Source organism: Dellaglioa sp. CoH-56-MRSF-13 (genome assembly GCF_056782095.1).
This window is the reverse complement of sequence record NZ_JBXAYC010000129.1, coordinates 1-310: the sequence shown is the minus strand read 5'-3', so window position 1 is coordinate 310 and position 310 is coordinate 1. Positions and strand designations below refer to the sequence as shown.

Annotated in this window: 1 pseudogene; it reads left to right on the top strand. The window is 61.9% G+C overall.

Annotated elements, in window-relative coordinates:
• Positions 1 to 310, top strand: a pseudogene (locus tag AC1RP1_RS08180) (ATP-dependent zinc metalloprotease FtsH); the annotation flags it as partial.

The window sequence follows — 310 nt, the reverse complement described above, 5'->3', positions numbered from 1 at the left end:
GGAAAAGAAGAAGCGGAGCGTGGAATTCACGGCGATGGTCGCGGCGCACGAAGCGGGCCACGCTCTGGTCTACGCGCTGCTGAAGCGCGTTGCTCCGTTCGAGCTGAAGGTGAACGTCGCATCGTTCAAGGGCGGTTACATGATGCCCGTGGTCGAGGGCGAGGATATCATGTCGAAGCAGAACGTTCTGGACGAGATTTGCGTGTTGCTCGCGGGCCGCGCGGCCGAAGAGCTGGTGTTTGGCCAAACCTTCTCGTCGTCGGGGGCCGCATCCGATATCGGGAAAGCCACGCAGCTCGCGGGTCAGTAC